Below are 25,874 nucleotides of genomic sequence, written 5' to 3'. Positions count from 1 at the left end.
GAGTGACGTCGACGTAGGTGACGCGGCGTGATCGGGGCTTCCCAACACCTGGCCGGGTCGCTACCCTACGTGCCGGTAATGAACCGGGGAGGTCTGCGCGGGCGGACCCGCGCAGCGTGGGGACACACAACGACATGACCGGGCAGAACCACGCCACGGGGCAGAGCCGCCGTTCCTTCCTGACCTACCTCGTGGCCGCGCCCACCCTGGCCCTGGTCACCCGGGCCGGAGCCGACGCGCTCGCCCCGCAGCCCGCCCACGCCGTGGTGCCCTCCTTGCCGGCCATCGCCGACGTGATCGACCTCGGCGACCTGTTCATCCTGGCCGGCGCCCCCACCTCCGCCCTGCTGGCGCTCGCCGTCGAGGCGGACGGCACCGTCCGCTTCCGGCTGCCGCGCGAGGAGGTCGGCCAAGGCCTCACCACCGCCGTGGCCATGCTGGTGGCCGAGGAACTCGACGCGCCGCTGGCCGACGTCCGCGTGGAGCTGGACGACGCCCGGCCCGAGCTGGTCTTCAACCAGCTCACCGGATCCTCCAACTCCATCCGCTCCCTCTACGGGCCCGTCCGCCAGTGCGCCGCCACCGCACGGGCCCGCCTCGTGGCGGCCGCCGCCCGCCGCTGGAGCCTGGCCCCGGCCTCGCTGACCACGTCGGGCGGCACCGTTCGCGCCCCCGACGGCCGTACCGCCGACTACGGCGACCTCGCCGCGGCCGCCGCCGACCCCGGCCTGATCGTCCTCGGCGCCACCCCCAAGAAGCGGGCCGGGCACACCCTCGTGGGCCGGCCGACCGGCCGTGTCGACGCCCGCGCCATGGTCACCGGCGCCCTGCGGTACACCCTCGACCTCGACGTGCCCGGTTCCAAGCCCTGCGTCGTGCGCCGCCCGCCCACCCTCGGCGGCACGGTCCGCACCGTCGACAACCTGGCCGCCGTCCGGGCCATGCCCGGTGTCCTGCACGTGGTGACCGTCCCGACCGGCGTCGCCGTCGTCGCCGAGACCTTCGGCCAGGCCATCGACGCCAAGTCCGCCCTCCAGGTCACCTGGGGTCCCGGCCCCGCCGACCAGCTGTCCGACGACGGGATCCGCGCCAAGTTGCGGGCCGCCACCGCGCCGTTGCTGGTCCCGCCCCTGCTGACCCCGTACGTCGACGCCGAGTTCGACTTCGCCTTCGTCAGCCACGCCCCGATGGAGACCAACTCCGCCATCGCCGACGTGCGCGACGACCGGGCCGAGATCTGGTCCGGTCTCAAGTCCCCGATCGTGGCCCGCGAGGCCATCGCCGCCGAACTGGGCCTACCGCTGTCCAAGGTCACGGTGCACGTGGTCCAGGCCGGCGGATCCTTCGGCCGGCGGCTCTTCTTCGACGCGGCCCTGGAGGCCGCCCGAATCTCCAAGGCCTGTCGCCGCCCGGTCCGGCTCATGTGGACGCGCGTGGACGACACCCGGCACGGCCGGATGCGCCCCGCGACCCATCACAAGATCCGGGCCACCCATCTGCTGGGCGAGGTCCTCAGCTTCGAGCACCGCGTGGCCGCCGCCGAGACCGACTTCCGGCACGGGCTCGGCGAGATCATCACCGCCACGGCGGCCCGCCTCCCGCTCGGCATCGGCAACGCCACCCTCGCCCAGACCCTCTTCCTGACCACGGTGAAGTCCCCGTACCACTTCGGACTCACCACCCAGGCCCTCACCGAGGTGCCCACCGGCATCCCCACCGCCTCCTGGCGCTCGGTCTACTCCGCCAACACCCGCGGAGCCGAGGAGATCGTGGTCGACGAACTCGCCGCCCGGACGGGCCGGGACCCGTACGCCTTCCGGCGTACCTTCCTGAAGACCGACGCCCAGCGCGCCGTACTCGACAAGGTCGCGAAGGAAGGGAACTGGGGACGACCGATGGAGGCCGGGTGCGCGCAGGGCATCGCCTTCCACGAGGAGTACAAGTCCCGGACCGCGTGCCTCGTCGAGATCGACACCCGCAACCCCGACCACGTCCGCGTCACCAAGGCCGTCATCGCCGTCGACGTGGGCCTGCCGGTCAACCCGCGCGGCCTGGAGGCACAGATGATCGGCGGCCTCACCGACGCGATCTCCACCACCCTGCGTGCCGGGCTGCACCTCGACAAGGGGCTTCCGCTGGAGGGCAGCTACAGCCAGTTCCACTGGGCCCAGCAGCGCGACACCCCGCGGGACGTACGGGTCTTCGTGCTGCCGGCCACCGGCGAGGAGCCGGGAGGCGCGGGCGAGCTCGGCGTGCCCGCCGCCGTCGGCGCGATCGCCAACGCCTGGGCCAGGGCCACCGGTTCCAAGCCGCGCAGCTTCCCCCTCGACTTCGACGTCGACTTCACCCCCTACCCCCGATAGCACCGGATCCAGGAGTACGCAGTGCCCTCGCACACCTTCACCGTCAACGGGCGGAGCGTCACCGTGGACGCGCCCGACGACCTGCCCCTGCTGTGGGTGCTCCGCGACATGCTGGGGGTCCGAGGCCCCAAGTACGGCTGCGGGGTGGACGTCTGCAAGGCCTGCACCAGCCACCTCGACGGCGCCGACATCCGCCCCTGCGTCGTGCCCGTCTCCGCGTGCGCCGGCAGAACGGTGACCACCATCGAGGGCCTGGCGAACGGGGAGGACCTGCACCCCGTGCAGGAGGCCTGGCTCGAACAGGACGTCGCCCAGTGCGGTTTCTGCCAGCCCGGTCAGATCATGGCCGCCGTCGCCCTGCTGAAGCGCACGAGCGAGCCCACGGACGAGGACATCGACGCCATCGCCAACATCTGCCGCTGCGGCACCTACTTCCGCATCCGGGAGGCCATCCGCAGCGCGGCGCGCAAGATGTGAAGGGCGGCGGGATCCCGGGACCTCCCCCGTGTCCGATCGCGTCGAAGTCACCGGGATCCTGCCGCTCGTCCCCAAATGTAGGCGCCCGCCGCGCCGTTCGCAGGGTTCGCTCCGCCCGGTGACCACGCGGGACGGGTATCACTGTGCACAGTGTGCGGCGGGTGGTTGAATGCCGCCGTGTCCCGGTCCGACGACGTCCTCAAGGTGCACCGGCTCGCCCACGCCGGCGGATCGGTCGCGCTCCTGGAATGGCTCGCCGCCCACCTCGGCGGATGGGTCGGGGTGGTGGACGCCGAAGCGGAGCACGGGCAGGCGCCGGAGGCCGCCGTACGCGGCGCCGCCGAACTGAACGCCCGCGGGGTGCGGTCGGCGCTCCTGCACGACGGCGACCGCGCGACGCTGCTGTTCGCGCTGGACGGTCCGCGCGCGCTGGCCGCCGTGCTGGACCAGCCGCACCACCCGGGCGCGCCCGCACTGCTCGCGGACGCCGCCGTACCGTTGGCCCTGGTCCTGCGCGCCGAGGAGGCCCTACGACGCGAGGAGCGGGTCCGTCGCGCCGAGGTGCGCACCCGCGAGGCGGTCCTCCACCTGCTGATGAACGGCCTGCTCTCCACCGCCCACCAGATCGCCGGGACGCTGGGCCCCGCGCTGCCCGACCCGATGCGCATGTACGTCGTGGAGTGTCCGACCGGCCGGCGCGGCGAAGTGAGCGGGGTGTGCCGGGAACTGACGGGCGGCCGGGCCTGGATCGTGCGCTGCCCGGTCTATGTACGCCACCTCATCGTGCTCGCCCCGGCCGTCCCCGTCCCGGGCTCCGCCGCGGGCGACCCCCTGGCCGGGGCGCTGGTCGAGGTGGCCCCGGACTGCGCGGTCGGGGTCAGCGGGGAGACGCGCCTGAGCGAGGCCCCGGCCGCCTACACCCAGGCCTTCCACGCGCTGGCCGTCGCCCGGGGTAGGGACGAGCGGCACGCCCGGTTCGGCCCCGGCCCCGAGCTGGCGCTCGCCGCGCACGAGGCGGGGGCCGGCTGGGCCGGAGCCCTGCTCGCGCCCCTGCACACGTACGAGCCCAGGCGCCCCCAGGACCCCGGTGGGCAGGAGCTGCGTGCCACGGCCGACGCCTGGCTGAACTTCGCCTCGCACGCCACCCGGCTGCTGAAGATCCACCGCAACACCCTGGCCGCCCGGCTCCGCCTGATCGAGGCGCTGCTCGGCCTGGACCTGGCCCGCCTGCCCGACCAGGCGGCGCTCTCCCTGGCCCTGCGGCTGACTCCGGGCGCGGGGCGGGGGAGCGGCCCGGACCCGGACCCCGCCCCCGGCCTCGACGAGGTGTTGCGCGATCCCCGCCTGACCGACTGGGCCCGTGGCCATCTGAACGGGCTGACCGGCCCGGACGCCCCGCCCGGGGCCCGCGACACCGTGCGCGTATGGCTGGCGCACGACGCCCAACTCGGACCGGCGGCGGCCGCCATGGGGGTCTCCGTCCCCGGCGCCCGCAAGCGGCTGACCCGGATCGAGGCGCTCCTGGAGCGTTCCCTGCTGCAGTCCCCGAGCGTGCGGTACGACCTGTGGCTCGCGCACCGGGCCGAGGATCTCGCCGAGGACCTCACCAGGTGACACAAGCACCGGAAGGGGTGATACGCCAACCACATGCACGATCATGCCCGAATGAGGCGTATCAATGCGAAACGCATGCTGGTCGGCGAACCCCTCGACACCGCCCGCCTGGGCGAGACCCTGCTGCCCAAAAGACTCGCCCTGCCGATCTTCTGCAGTGACCCGCTCTCCTCCGTGGCCTACGCCACCGAGGAGATCCTGCTGATCCTCGCCCTCGGCGGCGTCGCACTGCTGCACCTCACCTGGTACGCGGCCGCCGCCATCGTCTTCCTGCTCATCGTGGTCGTCGCCTCGTACCGGCAGACCTGCCACGCCTACCCGGGCGGGGGCGGCGCCTACGTCGTCAGCTCGGAGAACCTCGGGCAGACCGCCGCGCTCACCGCCGCGAGCGCCCTGCTCGTCGACTACGTGATGACCGTCGCCGTCTCCGTCGTCTCCGGCGTCTCCGCCATCACCTCGGCCATCCCCTCGCTGAGCGACCACGAAGTGGTCCTGTCCGTCGCCTTCGTGGTGCTGCTGACCCTCATGAACCTGCGCGGCGTCCGGGAGTCGGGCCGGGTCTTCGCCATCCCCACCTACGGCTTCGTCCTCGTCATCTACCTCATGTTCGCCGTCGCCGCCGTACGGCTCGGGACCGGCGACACCATCCGCGCCGAGTCCGCCGACCTCCCGATCACCCCGGTCGACACCTACACCGGACTCGCCCTGGTGTTCCTCACGATGCGCGCCTTCGCCTCCGGGTGCACCGCCCTCACGGGCGTCGAGGCCATCAGCAACGGCGTCCCCGCCTTCCGCAAGCCCAAGGCGACGAACGCCGCGACCACGCTCGCCGCGATGGGCGTGCTCTCCGTGACGATGTTCGTCGGCATCACCGCCCTGGCCATGTCGTACCAGGTGCACGTCGCCGCCGACCCCACCGAACTGGGCCTGCCGCCGGGCACCCCGATGTCCACCGCCCTCGCCCAGATCGGCCGCGCCACCTTCGGCAGTTGGCACTTCCTCTTCTACCTGCTCCAGGCCGTCACCGCGGGCGTCCTGATCCTCGCCGCCAACACCGCCTTCAACGGCTTCCCGATGCTCGCCTCGATCCTGGCCAAGGACCTGTACGCGCCCCGCCAGCTCTTCAACCGCGGCGACCGGCTCGTCTACTCCAACGGCGTCGTCCTGCTCGCGCTCGCCGCCATCGCCCTCATCGTGGCCTTCGACGCCGAACTGACCCGCCTCATCCAGCTCTACATCATCGGCGTCTTCGTCTCCTTCACCCTCTCCCAGTCGGGCATGGTCCGGCACTGGAAGAAGGTGCTCGCTTCGCCCGCCACCCCGCGCGAGGAGCGGATCCACATCCACCGCAGGCTCGCCATCAACGCGGTCGGCGCCGCCCTGACCGCTCTGGTCCTGGTCATCGTCCTGCTCACCAAGTTCACCCACGGAGCCTGGCTGGTCGTCATCGCCATGCCCCTGCTCTTCCTCGGCATGAAGGGCGTCCGCCGCCACTACGACCAGGTCGCCCGGCAGGTCGCCATCGCCCCCGGCGCCACCCCGCGCAGGCCCGCCCGCCACCACGTCCTGGTCCTGGTCGCCGCCGTGCAGGCCCCGACGCTCAAGGCCATCGGCTACGCGCAGGGGCTGCGCCCCGACACCTTGACCGCGGTCACCGTCGCCGCCGACGAGCAGGAGGCGACCCGCCTGCGCGAGGCCTGGGCCAGGCACGACACCGGCCTGCCGCTGAGGATCCTGCACTCGCCGTACCGGGAGGTGGTGGGCCCGATCATGGCTCACGTCGAGGAACTGGCCGCCGAGCCCGGGACGGACATGCTGTCGGTGGTGATCCCGGAGTACGTGGTGGGCCACTGGTGGGAGCAGCCCCTGCACAACCAGAACGCCCTGCGGCTGAAGGCGCGACTGCTCTTCACGCCGGGCGTCGCGGTGATCGACGTGCCGTACCTCCTGGAGTCCGCGAGGTCCGCCGACCCGGCGCGGCGGGACGGGTGACCGGTTCCGCCTCGACGCGCTGCAGCACCGCCGAGTGCGCCAGCGCCAGCTCCACCACGTGCCGGGGATCGGACAGGGAGCGGCCGGTGAGCTGCTCCACGCGCCGCAGCCGGTTGGAGACCGTGTTGCGGTGGCAGTACAGCCGCTGCGCGGCGTCCGTGGTCGAGCCCTGACAGGCAAGCCAGGTGCCCAGGGTGGTCAGCAGCGTCCGCCGGTCCTCCGAGGGCAGCGCGAGCACCGGACCCAGCACCACCTGGCGCAGCCTGCCGGCGAGCTCGGCCTGGGCGGCGACCAACGCCGCCGGCAGCCGTTCGTCCAGCAGCGCGGTACGCGGGCCCTCCGACTCGGGAGCGGTGCGCAGCGCCAGGGCGGCCAGCCGGTGCGCCCGGGCCACTTCGGCCGGCGCCGCGACGACCGGGCCGACCCCGGCGCGCACCCCGAGCGGCGCGAGCAGGTCCCGTACGGACTCCAGCGGATGGTGGCCCAGCTCCACCAGGCCGACCTCCCCGTCGGCGCGGAAGCGCCACAGCACCCGCGGAGCGGAGGCGGCCCCGGGTCCACCCGCCGGGGCGGGCGGGACGGCAGCGGCCGGCGCGGCGGACGGGGCGCCGGACACCTCGGCGGCCAGCACGACCACCGTGAAGCGGCCCCGATCCGGCAGCCCGAGCTGCGCGGCGGCCGCCTCGGCCGCCGCCGACGGTCCGTCCGCGCCGTCGAGCAGCACGTCCAGCAGAGCCGCCCGGCGCTCCCGGTCCCGGTCGCCGTGCGCGGCCTCCGTCAGGCGGTACGACTCGGTCATGGCGTCCGTCATCTGGTCCACCACGTCCCACATCACGGACGCGGCCGGCAGCAGCCGGGGCAGCGCCGCCCGGTCGTGCGCGGTCACGGCCTCGGTGAGGCTCTGCCAGAGCAGTCGGCCGCCACGGCGGTGGGTGCGCAGCAGGGAGGCGAGCGGCAGGCCCTGCTCGGCCCGGAGCGCGCCGACGGCCCGGGCCTCGGCGAGCTCCACCGGCAGGCCCCGGGAACTGCGGAGCAGCCCCTCGACGGCCTGGCGGAGGGTGTGGTGGATCCGCTCGCGCAGCTCGGCCCGGCCCAGCAGGGCGGCGTAGGCGGGGTCTTCGGCCAGCGTCCGATCGGCGAGCCGGTCCGCCGCGACAGCGATCCGGCGGGACAGGTCCTCGCGTATCTCCTCGATGATCCGCTCCATGACGCGCAGCCTGACACGGGTGAGGGGGCGGTGGGGAGGGCTCGGACCGGGCACGTCCGCTACCGTGTGCGAATCACTGCACCTGCAGTGCTCACCCGATGTGCCCCACCCACACCCAGGGACCCGCCCATGCGCCAGAACCCGCAGCGCCGCGCCGCACTGCTCGACGCCGCCATCGAAGTCCTGGCGCGCGAGGGCTCGCGCGGCCTGACCCTGCGCGCGGTGGACGCCGCGGCGGGTGTCCCCACGGGCACGGCCTCGAACTACTTCGCCAACCGTTCCCAGCTGCTCGTACAGATCCTGCACCGCACCCGGGAGCGGCTGGTCCCGGACCCGGCGGACCTGGCCGGCCCGCTGGACACCGAGGTCCTGCTCACCCGGCTCCTGGACCGGATGCGGCGCGAGCGCAGTGTGCACATCGCCATGCTGGAGCTGCGGCTGGAGGGCACCCGGCGCCCCGAGCTCCAGGCGGAGCTCGCGTCCTTCCAGGGCCTGGAGCTGGAGGCCAACATCAGGTGGCACCTGGACGCGGGCCTGCCCGGGGACCGGCAGGGTGTGGTCCTGATGTACCTGGCGATGCTCGGCCTGATCGTGGACGACCTGACCGCGCCCGCGATGCTGGAGGCGCACTCGGTGCAGGGGCTCATTCGGACGATGGTCGAGCGCCTCCTCCCGGAGAAGCCCGCGGACTGACTATCGTGCCGGGGAACAAGCACCGGCGGGGTGGGGAAACCGTGGGGAGTGCGGACATGGCGGACATCGCAGAGGACGTGGCGGACGGAATCAGGTGGCTGGCCGACTGGGACCAGTGGTTCGCCGGTCTGACCTTCGCCCGGGGCATAGGCCCCGACGAACTCGCCGCACGGCTCGGCGCGCTGCCGGGCGTGCGGCCCGGGCCGCTGGGCGCGCTCGACGCCTGGAGCATGGTCACCGAGACCGTGGACGGTGACGGCGTGGCCCGGGTCGGCAGGTGGGGCGGCTGGTCCTTCGCCGTCGAACACGGTCTGCCGGCCGGAGCCGAACGGCTCGCCGAGGTCTCCCGGGGCGGCGTCGAGGCCGTCCACCTCGACCCCCAGCCCGACCATCCGCCCAAGCAGTTCGCGTACGCCCGGGACGGCGAACTGGTGTGTTGCTTCGGCCTCGGCGAGGAATGCTGGCGCGGCGGCCACCGGCCGGACTTCCTGCTCCCGGAGTTGATCGCGGCCGGGATCCTCACCCCGGACGGCGCGTGCGCCCGCCCGCCAGGCGAACCGGACGCGGACCGCGACCGCCGTACCCTCGCCGTCGTGGAACGCCGCTTCGGCCTGTCCCTGCCCCGCCACCTGATCGCCGACACCCCGCTCCCGGCGTACGTGACCTGCACGCGGTAGCGGTCCCCCAGGGCCGGGATGCGGTGATCTTATGCTCAGGTTTACGCGAGTCCGCTGGTTTTGCGCCCGGTGAGCCACTTTGATGGGTTTGCCAGGCCTCGTACCGGAGCAGGGGGACTAGTCATGGGCACCGACCACAGTCAGAAGGACAGCACACCCACCCTGATCGGCTCCGTGCAGCGCGCGCTGCGCCTCCTGGAGGCGATGTCCGCGGAAGGCGGGGTGACGGCGAAACGGCTCGCCCGGCTCACCGGGATCCCTTTGCCCACGGTTTACCACCTGCTGCGCACCCTCAGCCACGAGGGCTATGTGCAGCGCGAGGGAGGGTCTTTTCGCCTCGCGGACGATCTTCCGCTCGCTTCGTGATCAAATTCCGACGCGTTCCGGCCAAGCTCTCGCACCCTTCCTGGCATGTTCCAGCGGAAAATGCCAGAACGCCCTTTCGTACAGTGGAACTTGAGTAAGTTCCCTCCTGTCGCGCCGTACGAACCGTGCACCCCGCACGTCCGGCCGGGAGGGGAGCCCGCGTGCCCGGGATCGACGAATGCCTGCTCGAAGCCATGGCCCTGCCTGGTGCGCGGGGGGCCGCGCTGGTCGACTGGAGCAGCGGACTGGCCCTCGGCACCGCGGGGGAGTCGCCCGTGGGCGACCACGAGACCACCGCCGCCGAGACCGCCGAACTGGCCCGGGCGGCCGCCGAGTACGAGTCCTTCGCCCCGGCGGGGACCGACCCGGCACACGGTGGCGGAGCCGTTCCCTCCGCCGGTTCGTCCGTCGGCTTACCGGCCGGCCCGCCCGTCGAGGATCTGATCGTCACCACCCGCACTGGATACCACGTCCTGCGCTTCGTCGAGACGAGCTTCGACAGCAGCGTATTCCTGCACCTGTGGCTCGACCGCGCGGACGGCAATCTCGCCCTCGCGCGCCACAGGCTCCGTGCCCTGGCCGAGGGGCTGGTACTGAGATGACCTCCCCGGCCACCGCCACGGCCCCGAATGCCTTCGCCGCTGTCTCCCCCCTTCTCACCCGACTCGCCGCGGAGCGCGCCACCGGCGCACTGCTCCGCGACCGCGGCACCCTCTTCCTGGAGGACGGCCGCGTCGTGCACGCGGAGAGCCCGGCCACCCCCGGTCTCGACGTACTGCTCACCACCGGCGGCGGCCTCGCCCCCGAACGCTGGCGCGAGGCCGTGGACCGGGCCGGTGCCCGCCGCCAGGTCGCGCGTTTCCTCGTGGACAGCGGCGGGCTCTCCGGCGGAGAGCTGGAGATATGCCACCTCGCCGCCATATTCGACGCCGCCTTCTTCGCCCTCTCCCCGGGCAGCGGGCCCTCCCGCTTCCGCCGCGGGGCCACCCACTGGATCGGCTCCGTCCGTTCCGTTCCCGCGGCCGCCGTCGAACGGGAGACCCGGCGCCGCCGGGACCTGCTCGACGCGGTCTGGCCGTACCCTCTGCTGGACACCTCCCCGGTCGTCCCCCGGGCGGCCGCGCCCGGCCAGACGATCACCGCCCGACAACGGGCCCTGCTCGGCCAGGCCGACGGCCTGCGCACCCCGGCCGACCTCGCGTGGGTCCTGGGCCGGCCCGCCTTCCACACCCTGCTCGACGTACGGCGCCTCGCGGCGGCCGGACTGGTCGAGACCCCGCACACCCCGGCCCCGCCACCGGCCGTGGCACCCATGCCCGACTGGATGACCGAGGCCCAATCCCCGGACGTGGCGCTGCTCCGCCGGTTACGCGACGCACTGGAGGCAAGTCTGTGAGGCTCCCGCTGCGACCGGCCCTGCGCGCCGACCGCTCCGAGCGTAGGCAGCCCGAAAGGAGTAAGGCCGACATGAGTACGGTGCCCCCCGAGACGGAGGCCGAGATACTCGCCGAGCTTCGCAGGCTGCGGGCCCGGGTACCTCAGCTCACCGGCGCCCTCGCCGCGAGCGCCGACGGTTTCGTGCTCGCGCAGGACAGCGCGGCCACCGAGGCCGAGTCCGTCGCCGCGCTGACCGCGGCCGCCCTCGGGGTGGCCCAGCGGCTCAGCGACTGCACCGGCCAGGGCGCCTTCCGCGAACTGCTCGTGCGGGGTGAGGACGGATACGTCGCCACCTACGCGGCCGGCCTGGCGGCGGTCCTCACCCTGACCGCCGAGCCGCGCGTCAACGTCGGGCGCCTCCACCTGGAGGCCCGGCGCTCCAGTCTCCGGATAGCCGAACTGATCGACCACACCCTCGGGCGACGGGGCCCCGGAGCCCCACCCGGTTGATCCGCGTTCCGGCCGGCGGTCCAGCCCGAGATGTCCGGTGCGTTCCGTCACAGCCACCCCCCGCTACAGCCAGTCACACTCCCCTCACATCCCAGTAACAGTGAAACGAGAAAGAGGACACTCTCATGGTCAATGTGGAGACCGCGCTCAAGGAAGCCACCACCACCATCGAAGGCGCGATCGGTGCCGCGCTCGTCGACTACGGCAGTGGCATGGCCCTCGGCACCATCGGGGGCGGCAAGGACCTCGACCTGGCGGTCGCGGCGGCGGGCAACACGGACGTGGTGCGCGCCAAGGTCCGCACGATGGAGATGCTCGGCCTCAAGGACGAGATCGAGGACATCCTCATCACGCTCGGCGGTCAGTACCACCTGATCCGACTGATGAAGAGCCGTGGCTCCACGGGCTTCTTCCTCTACCTGGCCCTCGACAAGAAGCGGGCGAACCTCGCGATGGCCCGCCATCAACTGAAGAAGATCGAGTCCGACCTGGAGGTCTGACCGGCCTTACCGGGCCGGTCGGGCCGTCTCCCCCCGCATCGCCGAAGTGGCGGACGGCTGAATTCTTTGCCGTCCGCCCTGGCGGTTGGCTTCGTATGCCCCATATGGGTGGAGTTTATGACTCTGTTACAGAGTAGGATGCTGTGAGCATCTGATCATCGACAAAGCATAAAACGCTGGAGAAACCGCCACCCATGCCGCCGCGCCTGAGTATCGTCGTCCCCGTCTACAACGTCGAGCTTTATCTCGACGAGTGCCTGGAATCCATCGCATCCCAGACCTTCGAAGACTTCGAGGCCATCCTCGTGGACGACGGGTCCACGGACACCAGCGCCGTCATAGCCAAGGCCTTCGCCGCCAAGGACAAGCGCTTCCGCGTCGTGATGCAGGACAACGCAGGCCTCGGTGCGGCCCGTAACGTGGGCGCCCGTCACGCCGACAAGGACAGTGAGTACCTGGCCTTCGTCGACAGTGACGACACGATGCCGGACTACGCCTACCAGCGCCTCATCGACGCGCTCGACGAGACGGGTTCGGACTTCGCGGGCGGCAACGTGAAGCGTTTCCGCTCCGTCGGCATGCAGCAGTCCTGGGGGCACCGGGCCGCTTTCGCCCGCACCCAGCTGAAGACCCACATCTCGAAGTTCCCGGCGCTGGTCACCGACCGCACCGCGTGGAACAAGGTGTACCGGCGCAGCTTCTGGGACCGGCACGGCTTCCAGTACCCCGAGGGCATCCTCTACGAGGACGCCCCGGTCAGCATCCCCGCGCACTACTTCGCCTCCAGCGTCGACATCATCAGCGACTGCGTCTACCACTGGCGCGTGCGCGAGACCGGCGAGCGCTCCATCACCCAGCGCTCCACCGACCCGATCTCCCTCATCGACCGCGTGAAGTCCGTGCGCCTGGTGCGCGAGTCCCTCAAGGCCAAGCAGGGCGCCAAGTACGTCCGATACCTGCGGGACTACGACTACAACGTCCTGAGCGAAGAACTCCCGCTCATCTACAAGTACGTCGACGAGGGTGGCCCCGACTTCCGCGCCGCCTTCGTCAAGGAGGTCGGCGGTCTCGTCCGCGAGATCGGCACCGGTCCCTGGTCCGACCTGACCGTCGCCGACCGACTCAAGGCGTACCTGGCCGGCGAAGGCCGCGTCGAGGACTTCATCGCGCTCCAGCACCACCAGCGCGACTACCACTACAGCGTGCCGGTCAAGGGTCTCGCCCGCCCGCAGGCGGACTACCCCTTCCTGCACGGCCGTCCGCCGGTCCCGGCCAAGATCCTCACCCTCGGCCCGCGCGAGCGCCGCGTCGTCAGCCGCCTGGAACAGGCGGTCTGGGTCGACGGCAAGCTGCTGCTGCGCGGCTACGCCCTCCCCGGCCACCTCGGTGCGGAGAGCCGCCTCGGTACCCGCAAGATGCTGGTCTTCCGCGAGGGGGGCAAGCGCCGCCGCTCCGTCGTCGGCGCCCGTACCGTCGCCTCCCCGATGGCCACGGTGATGTCCCCGCACCTCGCCCTGCGGCACGCCGACTGGGCCGGCTTCACGGCCGTCGTCGACCCCTCGATGTTCCAGTCGGGCGGCAAGTGGAACCAGGGCATATGGACCACGTCGATCGCCGTCACCGGAGCCGGCGGGCTGCACCGCGCCCGCCTGCGGGGCGGCGAGCACGATACCGGTCAGAACCCGCCCCCGCACTGGGTGGCCCCCGACGTCCGGATCGTCCCGGCCGTCGCCGGCGCCCTTACCATCCAGGTCGAGATCGCCCGCGCCCGCGCCCTGGACGTCCACGCCGTGGGTGACGACGCCGTCGAGATCACCGGCGAACTCACCGCCGAGGCCATCGGATCCACCGCGCTGCAGGCCGTCCACGTCACCACCGGCACCGTCCTGTCCTACCCGCTGGAGACCGCCGCGTCCGGCGCCGACCGGGCCACCTTCACCGCCCGCGTACCGCTGGCCGACCTGGCCGCCGTACCGGACGCCGCGTGCGAGCCCGGCGAGTGGACCCCCGAGCCCTGGAGCCTCTCGGTCGTCGGCCCCGACGGCACCAAGCACCGCATGGTCCACGACGAGCGCGGCGGCTTCGAAGGCCTGATCCTGCCCCTGCCCGGCGAGGAGACGGACCGCGCCCTCTTCGCCAAGCGCGGAAACACCGGCCACCTGACCCTCTCGGTACAGCCCTCCCCGCCGCTGCTCGACGAGGTCACCGCCGAGGACGGCACCCTCACCCTGCGGGGCCGCTTCGTCGCGCCGACCGACGAGGCCTACGAGCTCGTCCTGCACAACGCGCAGGGCGTGGAGTTCAGCTACCCCGTCACCCGCGACGGCGCCGCCTTCGAGGCCGTCTTCGAGCCCGTGCTCCCCGAGGCGTACGCCGGCCGCACCACGATCCCCGAGGGCCGTTGGTGGCCGACGCTGCGCCCGGCCGCGCAGGGCGGAACCACCGCCGGACTGCTCGGTGTCGACCGCGGCGCCCCCGTCCAGATGAGCCCCGGCCTGCTGTTCGCCGGGCCGCACCCGATCACCGTGCAGGGCCGCCGGATGCGGGTCGAGACCCGCTTCTACGACCGCATGGCGCTGGTCGTCGACCCGCTGCTCAGCCCGCACGACCGCTCCAACTACGCGCAGCGCGTCGCCCGCTTCGAGACCTACCCGGCGCAGCGCGCCCTGCCGGTCAAGGACATGGTCGTCTACGAAACCTTCCACGGGCAGCGGGCCGGCGACTCCCCCCGCGCCATCCACGAGGAACTGGTGCGCCGCGGCGAGAAGCTCGACCACGTCTGGCTGGTCCGCGACGGCCAGGCGGAGATCCCCGCGACCGCCCGCGCCGTGCAGTACGGCAGCGTGGAGTCGTGGGAGGTGCTCGCCCGCGCCCGCTACTTCGTGACCAACGACAACGTGCCGCACCGCTTCCACCGCCGCGCCGGCCAGGTCGTCGTCCAGACCTGGCACGGTACGCCGATCAAGCAGATCGGCCACGACTTCGTGCACGACTACTACACGAGCCCGGAGATCCTGGAGGGGCTGGCGCACGACAGCGCCCAGTGGACCCTGCTCGCCTCCCCGAGCTCCTACGCCACGCCCCTCCTCAAGCGCGCCCTCGGCTACGACGGCGAGGTCATCGAGGCCGGCAGCCCGCGTACGGACGCCCTGGTACGGCCCGACGCGCAGCGGATCGCCGAGGTCCGTCGCCGTCTCGGCCTGCCCGAGGGCAAGAAGGTCGTCCTCTACATGCCCACGTGGCGAGAGAACAACGAGTCCTTCACGGGCGGCTACAAGCTCGACCTGCGGATCGACCTGGAGCAGGCCCGTCGCGAGCTGGGCGAGGACCACGTCCTGCTGATCCGTGGCCACCACCACGTGACGGAGCAGGTCCGTGACGGCGTCCGCGACGGGTTCGTCGTCGACGTGTCGCGCTGGCCCGACGCGACCGACCTGCTGCTGGTCGCCGACGTGCTGATCTCGGACTACTCCTCCGCGATGTTCGACTTCGCACACACCGACCGGCCGATCCTGCTCTTCACGTACGACCTGGCGCACTACCGCGACACGCTGCGCGGCTTCAACTTCGACCTGGAGGCGAAGGCGCCGGGACCGCTGCTGGCGGACTCGGCGAGCCTGATCGAGGCCGTGCGCAACGCGGACACGGTCGGGGCGGAGTACGCCGAGGCGCGGGCGGCGTTCCGCGCCGAGTTCTGCGACCTGGACAAGGGCGACGCCGCCGAGCGCGTCGTCGAGCGGATGCTCGCCCAGGGCGCGGAGCCCGCCAAGTAGGCCGAACGGGCGAATTACCGGCTGCATGCGGACCGGCCCCGGACCCACCGATGAATTTCGGGTCCGGGGCCGGTCTGTATGTGAGGGACGGTGTCCACCGTCCCGTCACCGGCCCGGAGGCAGAGATGAGCGGCAACGGATTCACCACGTGTCTGTGGTTCGACGGCAACGCGGAAGCGGCCGCCGACTACTACCTGTCCGTCTTCAAGGACGGCAAGATCGGCCGGATCGGCCGGTACACGGAGGCGGGCCCCGGCGAGGCCGACTCGGTGATGGTCGTCGAGTTCGAGATCAACGGCCAGCGGTTCATCGGCCTCAACGGCGGACCTCAGTTCCCCTTCACCGAGGCGATCTCCTTCCAGATCCGCTGCGCCGACGAGGCGGAGGCGGACCACTACTGGGACGCGCTGACCGGTGGCGGCGGCGAGGAGGGGGTCTGCGGCTGGGTCAAGGACAGGTTCGGTGTGTCCTGGCAGGTCATCCCGCCGGGCGCCATCGACCTGATCGCCGACCCGGACCCCGGGCGCGCCGCCCGGGCCACCGCCGCCATGATGCGGATGAAGAAGTTGGACGTGGAGGAGATGCGCCGGGCGGCGGACGCTGCCTAGACCGCCGGCCGGGCCAGGGCCGGGGCGGGCCAGGTCTCGGGCCCGGGCGCGGTCGGGCGCGTCGGGGCGTGGGTCAGGACGTGGCGAACCGGGCCAGCAGAGCCGGCAGGGCGGTGCCGATCGGCTCGCGGACGATCTCGTCGGCGAGCGGGTCGTACGGGGTCTCCTCCGCGTTCACGATGATCAGCCGGGCCCCGGCCTCCGCGGCCATCCCGGCGAGCGACGCGGCGGGCTGCACCTGCAGGGTCGACCCGACGGCGATGAAGACCTGGCAGCCCTTGGCCACGGCGATGGCCTGCCCCAGCACCTCGGGGTCGAGCCGCTGGCCGAACATCACGGTCGCCGACTTGAGGATCCCGCCGCACACCAGGCAGGCGGGATCCGGTTCTCCGGCGGCCACCCTGGCCAGCGCCTCGTCCATCCCCGACCGGGCGTGGCAGGTCGTGCACACCACCGACCGGGCGCTGCCGTGCAGCTCGAACACCTTGCGGTCGGGCACCCCGGCGAGCTGGTGCAGCCCGTCCACGTTCTGGGTGATCACCCGTACCGGGGTGCCACCGCGCTCCAGCTCCGCCACGGCCAGGTGCGCGGCGTTCGGGCGTGCTCCGAGCGCGCCGAGCTCGGAGCGCATCAGCCAGGAGCGGCGCCGGATCTCCGGATCGGCCATGTAGTACTCGTAGGTCACGAGCTTCTCGGCGTCGGGTTCCCGCCGCCACAGGCCCTGGGGGCCCCGGTAATCCGGAATTCCGGAGTCGGTGGACATTCCGGCCCCGCTGAACACTGCGACAAGTGGCTTCCCCATGCATCGACCCTACGTAGGGGTGCGGGCCGCCCGCGAGCCGATTTCCGCGCACGGGCCGGAGGGTCGTTTCTGCGGTGAATCCCGACCCCCGCAGGAGTGAGATCCGGGCCCAGCCCTCCCGATTCACCGGCTCGGCGGGTACAAGACCGGACATGATGCTCAAGCCGTACCGTCTCGGTGCCCTGCTGCTGACCCTGCTCGTGCTGCCGGTCATGCCGTCCGTTCCCGCCCTCGCCGCACCCGCCGCCGTCGCGGGGAAGGGGCACACCGCTGCCCAGATCAGCGACTTCCTCAGCGGCTTCTACGGTGACCACGGTCCCTCCGCGCAGGACCGGGAGACCCGGATCTCGCAGATCCTCAAGGAGAGACAGCAGGTCAATGAGGAGGTCGACGTCCTGCTCTGCTCCCACGAGGAGCCGCAGGAGATCAGCATCGGCCCGGTCACCGTCGCCAAGACCGCCTCGGTGGGCTGGGCCACCGTGACCACCCACTGGGCCTCCGGCGGCACGGACACGTTCACCGCGTACGTGCGTCTCGACTCCAACCCCATCCGGCTCGACGACGTGATCTGCGCGGGCTGAAATCCGTACGGTGATCGACGGGGCTGTTCATAGGGTGGGCGCATGGCTACGACAACCGCGACCACCACCGTCCTCTACTGCCGCGACCCGTTGAACGAGCGCCGGGTCGACGCCCACTTCGCGGCGGAGGCCCGGCAGTTGCATGCCGCCGGGGGCACCGTCGGGCTCATCGACCACGACGCGCTGCTCGCCGGGGACGCGGAGCGGGCCGTCGCGCGCGTTCCGGAGGGGACCGGATCGGTCTGGTACCGGGGCTGGATGATCCCCGTGGGCCGGTACGCCGCACTGCACGCGGCCCTGCGCAGGCGCGGTGGCGAGCTCGTCGTCACCCCGGAGGCGTACCGCCGCGCGCACGAACTACCCGGCTGGTACGAGACCTTCGCCGGACTGACACCGGTCAGCGGCTGGTTGCCGGCGGGGCCGGGCGCGGTCCCGGACCCGGAGGGGCTCGGGGCCCTCGCGGCCGGCCTGCCGCCGGGAGCCGCCGTCGTCAAGGACTATGTGAAGTCCCGCAAGCACGAGTGGGACGAGGCATGTTACGTGCCGGACCTCGCCGACGCGGCCGCCCTGCACCGTGTCGTCGCCCGCTTCGTCGAACTGCAGGGCGAGTTCCTGACGGGCGGGGTGGTGCTGAGGGCCTTCGAGCACTTCGTCACGCCGGAGGGGGCGGCCGCCGAGGTACGGGTGTGGTGGCGGGACGGGGTGCCGCGGCTGGTCACGGCCCACCCCGACAGTCCGGTCGCCGAGGTCGCGCACCCGTTCGAGCCGGCCCCCGAGCCGGCCCCCGAGCCGGCACTCGACCCGGCCCTCGAACCCGTCCGGGCGGCCGTCGAGGCGCTGGGCTGCCCCTTCGTGACCACCGACCTCGCCCTGCGCGCGGACGGGGTCTGGCGGGTCGTCGAAGTAGGGGACGGGCAGGTCAGCGACCTCCATCGGGAGGCCGATCAGGCCGCGTTCAGCAGCCTCCTGACGGCTGATCAGGCACTCCTGCGCACACCGGCCCCATCTGGTACAACACCGGCATGACGGGATTCGAGATCGCCGGCGCGAGCGCCGCCGACATGAAGCTGATCCGCGACTGGGCCGACGAGGAGGGCTGGAACCCGGGGGACTCGGACCGGTTCGCCTTCGCGGTCGCCGACCCGGAGGGGTTTCTCGTCGGGCGGCTGGACGGCGAGCCGGTGGCCTGCATCTCCGCCGTGCGGTACGGCGGAGGCTTCGGCTTCATCGGCTTCTACATCGCCCGGCCCGCCGTCCGTGGCCAGGGGTACGGCATCCGGCTGTGGCACGCCGGGATGGAACGGCTCGACGGGCGGCTCGTGGGCCTGGACGGGGTCGTCGACCAGCAGGACAACTACCGTAAATCCGGGTTCCGTTCGGCTTGGAACAACTTCCGCTACGAAGGCGTCCCGCAAGGGGAGGACGACCGCGCCGTCGAGATCGTGGACGCGGCCACCCTGCCCTTCGGCCGGCTCGCCGCCTACGACCGGCGGTTCTTCCCCGCGGCGCGGGACGCCTTCCTGTCCGCCTGGACCGGGCTGCCCGGTCGCACCGCCCTGGCCGCCGTCCGGGACGGCCGGATCGAGGGCCTCGGCGTGATCCGCCCCTCCAGCGCCGCCCACCGGATCGGCCCCCTCTACGCGGCCACCCCGGCGGTGGCGGCGGCCCTGCTGCGGCGGCTGGCCCGGCACGCCCCCGACGGCCTGGTGTCCGTGGACGTACCGGACGCGAACCCGACGGCTGGCGCGCTCTTCGAACGCCTCGGTCTGGCCCCCGCCTTCGAGACCGCCCGGATGTACACCGGCCCGACACCGGACCTCGCCCTGACGGAACTGTTCGGGGTGACCAGCCTCGAACTGGGCTGAGGATGCGGCCGTGTCGGCGGCAACCCGCCGCGGGCCGGGCCGGACGGCGGTCGCACGGCGCCGCCCGGCCCAGCGCTCCACGGGGGGTCAGAAGCCGAACAGCGTGCCGGAGGTGTTCCGCAGGCCGCACGGGTTGGCGAAGGTGTACGTGTAGCTGAGCCGGCGGCCCTGCCACACCCCGACGGCCGCCACCGTCATCGGGTTCCACTCCCTGGTACAGACGGCGTCGGCAGCCGGCGCGGCGAGCGGGTCGAGCTGAGAGCCGTTCGCACGTAACTCGGCGCACGCCGCTACCGGGTTGGGGTGCGTCCCGCCGGGCGTCGGTGAACAGACGAGGGTCACGGCGCGCATGACCGTGCCCGTTTCGGCATCGGGCCCGGCCGTCACACTGAGCACCAGCGCGGACGGGGCGTACAGGCTCTCCGTACCGGTCGGTGCGGCTCCGGCCGTACCCGGCCAGGCCAGCGCGGTGAGCGCGGTGAGCGCCATGGCGGCGGAACCGAGCCCGAGACCCTTTGCGATGGACCGCATTTCGAACACTCCCTTGGGTTGCTGTTTCGGATAGCGGACGCAGTCTTGCCGACGCGAGCGGTGAACGCTCGTTCGCACCCCCATTTTTCGTCACCGATCGTGTACGAATGACTGCAGACCGCAGCCATGCGAACGGGCTGACCTGTACGGGAGCGAGCCGCCGAATCGGCCGAACACCGACCGGGACACCTCCCCGAAACCTGTCGCACCACGGCTGTGATCTGCCGGGACGGGGTCCGGACCCCCTCCGGTGGTAGGGCCGGCCCCACCCCCGGGACACGGCCTGGGCCCCCTGTGCCGCGCCGTCCGCGACGGTTGGCCGGGGGCATGGAGAACGACGCGATCCAACTCAAGGACGTCACCCGGGTCTTCGGCACCGGCGACCGGGCCGTCTCCGCCCTCGGTGATCCCGTGGGACGCCCTCGCGGCGACGTTCGGCGCCTCCGCGGCCGTGATGCAGGCCGCCGCGGTCGTCCCGGCCGCGCCGTGCCTGCGGCGCGGGGCGGCCGAGAGGGCGGGAGGGCGTGGTCAGGCGGTGCTGCTGAGGCGGGGCGCGTACAGCTCCAGCAGGCGGGTGCGCGTCTGCTGCAGGCGCATCGCGAGGACGCGTCCGACCCAGTGCCCGATCGCGGAACCGAAGGTGGGATCGGCGTCCATCAGCATCCGGACGGTCGCGGCATCGAACTCGTACGCCCGTACCGGCGTCATCGCCTCCGCGCCCAGCTGCCACACGTACGGCGGGAACAGCCAGGACCAGCCCACCAGCTCGCCGGGGCCGAGGCTCTCCACGGGCGCGGGCCGACGGCCGGCGACGGGGATCTCCAGGGTCACGGTGCCGGACCGCACGATCCAGAAGGAATCCGCCCGGGTGCCCTCGTCGAAGATGCGCGCGCTCTCCGGGAAATTGACCTCACGGGCCTGGGACATCAGCCGTCCACGGTGCTCGGTGGACAGGACGGCGGCGATCCGGATGGGGGAAGGTGTGCTCACGACGGCCTCCGATCACGACCCCCCACGACGCTCCTGCTCTCCCAGTGTCGCCGACAGCCGCCATATCGCGGCCGGACCGGACCCGGTTTCTTCCACGCCCGGTGCGGGAACGGGGCTCCTGAGGCCTTGTGCGCCTGGGGATCCTCCAGGGGGTCGTGCCGATCGAGACCGGCCTGATCGACAGGACACGTCCTAGGGGGTGTCCTCGGCGTTCGCCTCCAGGCAGGCCAGCTCCATCGCGTCGAGGACGGCCTCGTGGCTGCGCCCGCTCAGCTCGGCGACGTTCTCGATCTGGGCCGTCGCCCAGGCCGCCAGGGTCATCACCAGCACCCTGAGCCCGTCGGTGCCGTGCTCGGCGAGCACCGCGTCGGCGACGACCATGGCCTCCTCGGGGACCTGCTCGGGCGGTTCGAGGCCCGCCAGACCGCGTAGCAGGGTGAGGGTGCGGCGGGAGATCTCCGGCGTCATACCCGCCAGCCGCATGTCTTCCTCGTCGTCCATCCGCCCCGCCCTCCGGTGCCGTGCCGTTCACCTCAGGGCACGGTAGAGGGGCGCGGCGCCGCGCGGGGCCGTTTCTCCAGGGTGACGGTGCGTGACCGGGCCTCGACCGGCCGGATCCGGTGGGTGCCGCCCGTGGCCGAAACCGTCCCCGCGTTCGACTTCCCCCGCAAGCGACCCGCCGGTAACCTGCCCGCGGCAGCCGCCCGCCGGGACGGCCGATTCCGGCAGGAGCGAGATGAAGAGCCTCTTACGCGCGGTCCTGTGCGCCCTCCTGCTGGTGGCCGGCGCCCTGGCGACGCCCTCCGCGCAGCCCGCCCACGCCGCCGCCCCACCGCCCGCGGCCGCCCCGGGCACCGCCGAGGCCTGGACACCGCCGCTGTCCACCCGCGGCCGGTACATCGTCGACGCGCGGGGCGACCGCTTCCGCCTGCGCTCCGGGAACTGGGACGGAGCCCAGGGCTCCTGGAACGGCTCGGGCGACCGCGACGATCCCGCCACGCACCACAGCGGGCAGAACGCCCACGGCATCCCGATCGGCCTGGACCGGGCGCCCCTGCCCGCCCTGCTCGCCGACTTCCGGTCCCTGGGGCTCAACAGCATCCGGCTGCCCTTCTCCAACGAGATGCTGCGCGACACCACTCCCGTCCCGGACTCCGCCGTCGCCGCCAATCCGGCCCTGCGCGGCCGTACGCCCCTCCAGGTCTACGACGCCGTGGTCACGGCCCTCACCGACGCCGGCTTCGCCGTCATCCTGAACAACCACACCGTCACCACCCGTTGGTGCTGCGGCCTGGACGGCAACGAACGCTGGAACAGCGGCCGTTCCACCACCCGGTGGGCCGACGACTGGGTCTTCCTCGCCCGCCGCTACCGCGACAACCCGCGGGTGGTCGGCGCCGATCTCTACAACGAGGTCCGCCGCGACTTCTTCGACGACCCCAACTGGGGCCTCGGCGACAACCACGACTGGCACGCGGCCGCCCAGGAGGCCGCCGACCGCATCCTCACCGAGGCCAACCCGAACCTGCTGATCGTCGTCGAGGGCATCAACTGGTTCGGCCTGCCCGTGGACGGCTTCCCGCACGGCCGCCCCACCCTCACCCCGGTACGCACCCTGTCCCACACCCTGGTCACCTCGAACAAGTTGGTCTACTCGGCCCACTTCTACGGGTACACCGGCCCCCGGCACAGCGGCGCGACCGGTATGGGCGAGACCCATGACCTCCGCTACCAGGACATGACCGCCGCGGAGCTCGAACAGACCCTGTACGACCAGGCCTTCTTCGTGTCCGCGGAGACCGGTACGCACTTCACCGCCCCCGTCTGGATCAGTGAGTTCGGCATCGGGGCCGACGAGAACGGCGCCGCCCCGCGCACCTGGTTCGACCGCATCACCGCCTATCTGACGCGCGCCGACGCCGACTTCGCGTACTGGCCCCTCGTCGGCTGGAGCACCGACGCCCAGGGCGCCCCGGGCGGCGACAGCTGGGCCCTGCTGCGCTACGACGCGACCGGCCACCGCTCCGGCGTCCTGGACGCGGGCGACTGGCGCACCGCCCGCTGGTCCCCGCTCACCACCACCCCCGGCCGTACCGGACCGGTCCCCGCCACCACCGCCTGGTACCAACTGACCACGGACCACCGCGACCACAACGCCTCGCTGCGCACCCGGGCCGCCGGGGACTGGGACAGCGGGGCCCGCAAGGCGGTCTGCCCCGACGGCGCCCGCCTCACCGGGCTCGCCCACACCGGCGGCCGCGGCCTGTGCACCAGCTCCGACCTGCGCACCCCGACGGGCGGGCACACCGTGGTCCGCGACGAGACGTACGTCCCGCCGGGCGGAGACTGGGCCACCGGGTACACCAAGTTCCAGTGCCCGGCCGGCCAGTTCCTGATCGGCTACAGCCTGCGCGGCGAGCGGGTCTCGGCGGCGCTGTGCGCCCCGGCCCGTACGGCGCTTCCCGGAGCCGGCCGGACGGTGTGGTTCGACCGGGGCGACAACCGTCCGGCGGGCGGGCCCGGCGGCGACTTCGCCTACGGGAACCACAAGGGCCAGTGCCTGCCCACCGAGTACGCGGCGGGCATCGCCTTCACCACCCGCGCCGCCACCCGCCCGTCCCCGGCCGCCCTGCTGTGCCGCCCCCTGCCCGCCACATGATCAGGTGTCGGACCGGGGCGCCGCTCGGCCCACCGCGGCGACGGCGGCGAGGGCGACGAGGATCAGGGCCGACGCGACCAGGAAGGTGAACCGCATCCCGGTGGCCACGGCCCCGGGGGGCGCCGAGGCGATGTCGGCCGACGCCGAGGCGTGCGTGAACACGGCGCCCATGACGGAGGCGCCGGTGAACAGGCCGAGGTTGCGCGAGAGACCCAGCATGCCGGAGACGACGCCCCGCCGGTCCGGGCCGACCTCCGCCATGACGGCGGTGTTGTCGGCCGTCTGGAACACCGCGTAGCCGGCGGTCACCAGCGCGAGCGGGGCCACGTAACCGAGGACACCGAGCGACTCCGGTATCAGGGACAGGGCGACGGCGCCGGCCGTCATCGTCAGCAGCCCGAGCAGGGTCATGCGCCGCGCTCCGAACCGGTCCGTGAGACGGCCGGCGGGCACCCCGGTCACCGCGGCGACCAGCGGACCGACGGACAGGACGAGTCCGACCGGGGCCGCGCCGAGCCCGAGCGTCCGGGAGAGGTAGAACGGCCCGACCACCAGCGTCGCCATCATCACCGTCGACACGAGGGCGCTCGAGGCGAGGCCCGGACCGATCACCGGATCACGGACGAGCGCCCCTTCGACCAAGGGTGAGGCGGCCCTCGATTCGACGCGCACGAAGAGGGCGATCCCGCAGGCGGCGGCCAGGAGCAGCGTCGTGTCGAGCGCCCCGAAGCGGCCGCCACCGAGGGTCATCGCGAGCGCGTACGTCGCAAGCGTCAGCGCGAGCAGCAGCGTGCCCAGGTGGTCGAAGCGGGCCCGGTCGACCCCCGGTTCGCGCCGGTCGGCGGGCAGATGGCGGTGCGAGAGCAGGAACGCCGCGATCCCCAGCGGTACGTTGACGAGGAAGAGCGCCCGCCAGCCGAACCCGGCGAGCAGGGCCCCGCCCAGCGACGGACCGAGAGCCGTCCCCACCGCGGACATCGTGCCGAGCAGCCCCATGGCGCTGCCCGTCCGCTCCTTGGGGACCGTCTCACCGACGAACGCCAGGGTGAGGGCCATCATCACCGCGGCGCCCACCCCCTGGGCCGCCCGCGCGCCGACCAGCAGCCACAGCGTGGGCGCGGCGGCGCACAGCACCGAGGCCGCGGTGAACAAGGAGATCCCCGCCAGGAGCAGCCGTCGGCGGCCGACGAGGTCACCGAGGCGTCCGGCTCCCACGACCAGGGTGGTGACGGCGAGGAGATACGCGAGGACGATCCACTGGACCTCCGGGAAGGAGGCCGAGAACACCTGCGCCAGGGTCGGCAGGCCGACGTGGGCGATGCCGGTGCCCAGCGAGGAGAGCAGAACGGAGAGGGACAGACCGGCGAGCGTCCACCGGACCGCGGGCCGGTGCGCGCCGGCGGACGCCGTCCCGTCCTCGCCGCCGGTGCGCTGCCGTGGGTGTCCGGTCGCGGAATCACTGTGTGGGCTCATGCCGGGAGGGTGCGGTCGCCCGGTGGCCGACGGCAAACCTTGTTGCCGATTCCGGGACGGCCGGGTGCAATGGCCGTATGGACGACAAGCCATCCCCCCACCAGGCGGTCCTCGACGAGGTCGCGCCCCGGCTCAGACGGCTGCGCGCCGGACGCGGACTCACCCTGGCCGCGCTCTCCGAGACGACCGGCATCTCGAAGAGCACCCTGTCCCGGCTGGAGTCCGGGCAGCGCCGCCCCAGCCTGGAACTGCTGCTGCCGCTGGCGTCCGCGTACCGGGTACCCCTGGACGACCTGGTGGGCGCCCCCGAAGTGGGGGACCCCCGGGTACGGCTGACCCCCCGCACCCTCCCGAACGGCGGCACGGCCGTGCCGGTGACCCGCGGCCCGGGCCCCCTGCAGGCGTACAAGATGCTCATCCCCGATCGGGGCGGCGAGCCGGAGCCGCGGACGCACGAGGGCTACGAGTGGTTGTACGTGCTGGAGGGCAGGCTGCGCCTGGTCCTCGCCGAGCACGACCTGGTCCTCGGCCCCGGCGAGGCGGCCGAGTTCGACACCCGACTGCCCCACTGGTTCACCAGCGCGGACGGGCGGCCGGTGGAGATCCTCAGCCTCTTCGGGCGGCAGGGCGAGCGCATGCACGTCCGGGCGAAGCCCCGCGCGTGAGCGCGGGGCCCGGCGCGATTTTGCATCCGATGTGTCAAGTGGGATGAATCAGGCCTCGAATCGCTCTAGGGTGCGCCCGTGGGCATGGCTGTGGACTGCTGTTCGGCGATTTTCGGCCATCTCCCGCACGGTCGCACCCACGGCCGTACCG

23 protein-coding genes and 1 pseudogene are annotated in these 25,874 nt (G+C 72.7%); 18 read left to right on the top strand and 6 right to left on the bottom strand.

All coding sequences use genetic code 11. The features are described 5' to 3' along the window. Positions 1 to 134 precede the first annotated feature (134 nt). From AB8A24_RS04485 to AB8A24_RS04470, 4 genes are all read left to right on the top strand, one after another. Positions 135 to 2,363: a molybdopterin cofactor-binding domain-containing protein gene (locus tag AB8A24_RS04485; protein ID WP_328964660.1), complete on the top strand. Its 2,229-nt coding sequence runs from the start codon at positions 135 to 137 to the stop codon at positions 2,361 to 2,363. Positions 2,364 to 2,384: 21 nt separating this feature from the next. Then, the gene (locus AB8A24_RS04480) at positions 2,385 to 2,840 is read left to right on the top strand and encodes a (2Fe-2S)-binding protein (protein ID WP_266387660.1); all 456 of its coding nucleotides are present in this window, start codon (positions 2,385 to 2,387) and stop codon (positions 2,838 to 2,840) included. 177 nt (positions 2,841 to 3,017) lie between these two features. Beyond that, a complete protein-coding gene (locus AB8A24_RS04475) occupies positions 3,018 to 4,454 on the top strand; it encodes a helix-turn-helix domain-containing protein (RefSeq protein WP_328964661.1) in 1,437 nt (478 codons plus the stop codon). 51 nt (positions 4,455 to 4,505) lie between these two features. After that, entirely contained in the window at positions 4,506 to 6,446 is a 1,941-nt protein-coding gene (locus AB8A24_RS04470; protein ID WP_328964662.1) for an APC family permease, read from the top strand. On the opposite strand, the gene AB8A24_RS04465 is transcribed toward AB8A24_RS04470, so the two are convergent. Further along, positions 6,364 to 7,653 carry a helix-turn-helix domain-containing protein gene (locus AB8A24_RS04465; protein ID WP_328964663.1) on the bottom strand — a complete coding sequence of 430 codons (1,290 nt, stop codon included), beginning with the start codon at positions 7,651 to 7,653 and terminating at the stop codon, positions 6,364 to 6,366. The genes AB8A24_RS04470 and AB8A24_RS04465 overlap by 83 nt on opposite strands. A gap of 129 nt (positions 7,654 to 7,782) precedes the next feature. On the opposite strand from AB8A24_RS04465, the gene AB8A24_RS04460 reads away from it, so the two are divergent. From AB8A24_RS04460 to AB8A24_RS04420, 9 genes and pseudogenes are all read left to right on the top strand, one after another. Next, positions 7,783 to 8,346: a TetR family transcriptional regulator gene (locus AB8A24_RS04460; RefSeq protein ID WP_328964664.1), complete on the top strand. Its 564-nt coding sequence runs from the start codon at positions 7,783 to 7,785 to the stop codon at positions 8,344 to 8,346. Between the two features lie 56 nt (positions 8,347 to 8,402). Beyond that, a complete protein-coding gene (locus tag AB8A24_RS04455) occupies positions 8,403 to 9,023 on the top strand; it encodes a DUF6461 domain-containing protein (RefSeq protein ID WP_328964665.1) in 621 nt (206 codons plus the stop codon). A 123-nt stretch (positions 9,024 to 9,146) separates the two neighbouring features. After that, positions 9,147 to 9,362 (top strand): annotated as a pseudogene (locus AB8A24_RS04450) (helix-turn-helix domain-containing protein); the annotation flags it as partial. 188 nt (positions 9,363 to 9,550) lie between these two features. Beyond that, positions 9,551 to 9,991 (top strand): hypothetical protein, encoded by a 441-nt coding sequence (locus AB8A24_RS04445; protein WP_266387649.1) that lies wholly within the window; start codon positions 9,551 to 9,553, stop codon positions 9,989 to 9,991. Beyond that, on the top strand, positions 9,988 to 10,785 hold the full coding sequence (locus AB8A24_RS04440; protein ID WP_328964666.1) for a transcriptional regulator: 798 nt from the start codon (positions 9,988 to 9,990) through the stop codon (positions 10,783 to 10,785). Before AB8A24_RS04445 ends, AB8A24_RS04440 begins: the two co-directional genes overlap by 4 nt. A gap of 71 nt (positions 10,786 to 10,856) precedes the next feature. Beyond that, complete coding sequence (locus tag AB8A24_RS04435) at positions 10,857 to 11,276, top strand: roadblock/LC7 domain-containing protein (RefSeq protein ID WP_033213885.1); 420 nt, start codon at positions 10,857 to 10,859, stop codon at positions 11,274 to 11,276. Positions 11,277 to 11,401: 125 nt separating this feature from the next. Then, entirely contained in the window at positions 11,402 to 11,776 is a 375-nt protein-coding gene (locus tag AB8A24_RS04430) for a hypothetical protein (RefSeq protein WP_266387645.1), read from the top strand. 194 nt (positions 11,777 to 11,970) lie between these two features. Continuing rightward, positions 11,971 to 15,549: a bifunctional glycosyltransferase family 2 protein/CDP-glycerol:glycerophosphate glycerophosphotransferase gene (locus AB8A24_RS04425; RefSeq protein WP_328964667.1), complete on the top strand. Its 3,579-nt coding sequence runs from the start codon at positions 11,971 to 11,973 to the stop codon at positions 15,547 to 15,549. A 125-nt stretch (positions 15,550 to 15,674) separates the two neighbouring features. Then, positions 15,675 to 16,157, top strand: a complete 483-nt coding sequence (locus AB8A24_RS04420; RefSeq protein ID WP_328964668.1) for a VOC family protein — start codon at positions 15,675 to 15,677, stop codon at positions 16,155 to 16,157. Between the two features lie 73 nt (positions 16,158 to 16,230). On the opposite strand, the gene AB8A24_RS04415 is transcribed toward AB8A24_RS04420, so the two are convergent. Then, a complete protein-coding gene (locus tag AB8A24_RS04415; RefSeq protein ID WP_328964669.1) occupies positions 16,231 to 16,959 on the bottom strand; it encodes a Sir2 family NAD-dependent protein deacetylase in 729 nt (242 codons plus the stop codon). Positions 16,960 to 17,111: 152 nt separating this feature from the next. Here AB8A24_RS04415 and AB8A24_RS04410 point away from each other — a divergent pair, with 152 nt between their 5' ends. From AB8A24_RS04410 to AB8A24_RS04400, 3 genes are read left to right on the top strand one after another with little or no spacing between them, the layout of a single operon-like run. Further along, positions 17,112 to 17,540: a hypothetical protein gene (locus AB8A24_RS04410; protein WP_328964670.1), complete on the top strand. Its 429-nt coding sequence runs from the start codon at positions 17,112 to 17,114 to the stop codon at positions 17,538 to 17,540. A gap of 42 nt (positions 17,541 to 17,582) precedes the next feature. Then, positions 17,583 to 18,566, top strand: coding sequence for an ATP-grasp domain-containing protein (locus tag AB8A24_RS04405; protein ID WP_328964671.1), 984 nt, complete (start codon positions 17,583 to 17,585; stop codon positions 18,564 to 18,566). Then, entirely contained in the window at positions 18,563 to 19,405 is an 843-nt protein-coding gene (locus AB8A24_RS04400) for a GNAT family N-acetyltransferase (protein ID WP_328964672.1), read from the top strand. Before AB8A24_RS04405 ends, AB8A24_RS04400 begins: the two co-directional genes overlap by 4 nt. An 87-nt stretch (positions 19,406 to 19,492) precedes the next feature. Here AB8A24_RS04400 and AB8A24_RS04395 read toward each other — a convergent pair whose 3' ends face one another. From AB8A24_RS04395 to AB8A24_RS04385, 3 genes are all read right to left on the bottom strand, one after another. Next, complete coding sequence (locus AB8A24_RS04395) at positions 19,493 to 19,936, bottom strand: SSI family serine proteinase inhibitor (protein WP_328964673.1); 444 nt, start codon at positions 19,934 to 19,936, stop codon at positions 19,493 to 19,495. 528 nt (positions 19,937 to 20,464) lie between these two features. Further along, complete coding sequence (locus AB8A24_RS04390; protein WP_189742646.1) at positions 20,465 to 20,926, bottom strand: Crp/Fnr family transcriptional regulator; 462 nt, start codon at positions 20,924 to 20,926, stop codon at positions 20,465 to 20,467. Positions 20,927 to 21,118: 192 nt separating this feature from the next. Continuing rightward, positions 21,119 to 21,427, bottom strand: coding sequence for a hypothetical protein (locus AB8A24_RS04385; protein ID WP_030722976.1), 309 nt, complete (start codon positions 21,425 to 21,427; stop codon positions 21,119 to 21,121). 235 nt (positions 21,428 to 21,662) lie between these two features. Here AB8A24_RS04385 and AB8A24_RS04380 point away from each other — a divergent pair, with 235 nt between their 5' ends. Next, positions 21,663 to 23,585, top strand: a complete 1,923-nt coding sequence (locus AB8A24_RS04380) for a cellulase family glycosylhydrolase (RefSeq protein ID WP_328964674.1) — start codon at positions 21,663 to 21,665, stop codon at positions 23,583 to 23,585. Here AB8A24_RS04380 and AB8A24_RS04375 read toward each other — a convergent pair whose 3' ends face one another. After that, positions 23,586 to 25,058 carry an MFS transporter gene (locus AB8A24_RS04375; protein WP_369474781.1) on the bottom strand — a complete coding sequence of 491 codons (1,473 nt, stop codon included), beginning with the start codon at positions 25,056 to 25,058 and terminating at the stop codon, positions 23,586 to 23,588. Between the two features lie 77 nt (positions 25,059 to 25,135). On the opposite strand from AB8A24_RS04375, the gene AB8A24_RS04370 reads away from it, so the two are divergent. Next, positions 25,136 to 25,723: a helix-turn-helix domain-containing protein gene (locus AB8A24_RS04370; protein WP_369474779.1), complete on the top strand. Its 588-nt coding sequence runs from the start codon at positions 25,136 to 25,138 to the stop codon at positions 25,721 to 25,723. Positions 25,724 to 25,874: the final 151 nt, after the last annotated feature.

The organism is Streptomyces sp. BF23-19 (genome assembly GCF_041106355.1).
In the GTDB taxonomy this organism is placed as follows: domain Bacteria; phylum Actinomycetota; class Actinomycetes; order Streptomycetales; family Streptomycetaceae; genus Streptomyces; species Streptomyces virginiae_A.
Note: the sequence above shows the minus strand (reverse complement) of the source record. Positions and strands in the feature narration are given on the sequence as shown.

What these genes read in the sequence shown, in the direction of transcription:
- AB8A24_RS04425 (WP_328964667.1), top strand. Translation starts at nt 11,971, where the DNA reads ATGCCGCCGCGCCTGAGTATCGTCGTCCCCGTCTACAACGTCGAGCTT.
- AB8A24_RS04375 (WP_369474781.1), bottom strand. Translation starts at nt 25,058, where the DNA reads ATGAGCCCACACAGTGATTCCGCGACCGGACACCCACGGCAGCGCACC.
- AB8A24_RS04420 (WP_328964668.1), top strand. Translation starts at nt 15,675, where the DNA reads ATGAGCGGCAACGGATTCACCACGTGTCTGTGGTTCGACGGCAACGCG.
- AB8A24_RS04395 (WP_328964673.1), bottom strand. Translation starts at nt 19,936, where the DNA reads ATGCGGTCCATCGCAAAGGGTCTCGGGCTCGGTTCCGCCGCCATGGCG.
- AB8A24_RS04485 (WP_328964660.1), top strand. Translation starts at nt 135, where the DNA reads ATGACCGGGCAGAACCACGCCACGGGGCAGAGCCGCCGTTCCTTCCTG.
- AB8A24_RS04385 (WP_030722976.1), bottom strand. Translation starts at nt 21,427, where the DNA reads ATGGACGACGAGGAAGACATGCGGCTGGCGGGTATGACGCCGGAGATC.
- AB8A24_RS04380 (WP_328964674.1), top strand. Translation starts at nt 21,663, where the DNA reads ATGAAGAGCCTCTTACGCGCGGTCCTGTGCGCCCTCCTGCTGGTGGCC.
- AB8A24_RS04470 (WP_328964662.1), top strand. Translation starts at nt 4,506, where the DNA reads ATGAGGCGTATCAATGCGAAACGCATGCTGGTCGGCGAACCCCTCGAC.
- AB8A24_RS04430 (WP_266387645.1), top strand. Translation starts at nt 11,402, where the DNA reads ATGGTCAATGTGGAGACCGCGCTCAAGGAAGCCACCACCACCATCGAA.
- AB8A24_RS04405 (WP_328964671.1), top strand. Translation starts at nt 17,583, where the DNA reads ATGGCTACGACAACCGCGACCACCACCGTCCTCTACTGCCGCGACCCG.
- AB8A24_RS04370 (WP_369474779.1), top strand. Translation starts at nt 25,136, where the DNA reads ATGGACGACAAGCCATCCCCCCACCAGGCGGTCCTCGACGAGGTCGCG.
- AB8A24_RS04410 (WP_328964670.1), top strand. Translation starts at nt 17,112, where the DNA reads ATGATGCTCAAGCCGTACCGTCTCGGTGCCCTGCTGCTGACCCTGCTC.
- AB8A24_RS04455 (WP_328964665.1), top strand. Translation starts at nt 8,403, where the DNA reads ATGGCGGACATCGCAGAGGACGTGGCGGACGGAATCAGGTGGCTGGCC.
- AB8A24_RS04440 (WP_328964666.1), top strand. Translation starts at nt 9,988, where the DNA reads ATGACCTCCCCGGCCACCGCCACGGCCCCGAATGCCTTCGCCGCTGTC.
- AB8A24_RS04460 (WP_328964664.1), top strand. Translation starts at nt 7,783, where the DNA reads ATGCGCCAGAACCCGCAGCGCCGCGCCGCACTGCTCGACGCCGCCATC.
- AB8A24_RS04415 (WP_328964669.1), bottom strand. Translation starts at nt 16,959, where the DNA reads ATGGGGAAGCCACTTGTCGCAGTGTTCAGCGGGGCCGGAATGTCCACC.
- AB8A24_RS04465 (WP_328964663.1), bottom strand. Translation starts at nt 7,653, where the DNA reads ATGGAGCGGATCATCGAGGAGATACGCGAGGACCTGTCCCGCCGGATC.
- AB8A24_RS04435 (WP_033213885.1), top strand. Translation starts at nt 10,857, where the DNA reads ATGAGTACGGTGCCCCCCGAGACGGAGGCCGAGATACTCGCCGAGCTT.
- AB8A24_RS04400 (WP_328964672.1), top strand. Translation starts at nt 18,563, where the DNA reads ATGACGGGATTCGAGATCGCCGGCGCGAGCGCCGCCGACATGAAGCTG.